Annotated in this window: 1 protein-coding gene; it reads left to right on the plus strand. The window is 58.5% G+C overall.

What is annotated here, in order from left to right:
• Positions 1–10: 10 nt before the first annotated feature.
• The coding region (locus SB764_RS40020) for a LysR substrate-binding domain-containing protein (protein ID WP_410866750.1) at positions 11–275 on the plus strand (265 nt) is incomplete at its 3' end.

The following is a 275-nucleotide window of genomic DNA, read 5'->3' on the forward strand; positions in this document are numbered from 1 at the left end:
GATCGGGAAGTTGCCGGATTCAGGTCTTATTGCGCGCCCACTGACGCCGTTTCGCCTTGTAACATGTGCGTCGCCCGACTACCTCGAAAGGCACGGCATGCCTCGGGTCCTGGACGATCTGCTCCGGCACACATGCGTCGATTATGCCTTTCACAACTACCCGGCGCCCTCGAACTGGAAATTCACCGAGCTTGATGGCGTAGAACGACAGGTCCAGCCTACTATCAGGCTGACTGTCAACAACGGTCACGCTCTGGTGGAAGCGGCACTTGCGG

Origin of the sequence: Paraburkholderia sp. SIMBA_027, from assembly GCF_046535315.1 — a bacterium.
GTDB classification, from domain to species: domain Bacteria; phylum Pseudomonadota; class Gammaproteobacteria; order Burkholderiales; family Burkholderiaceae; genus Paraburkholderia; species Paraburkholderia tropica.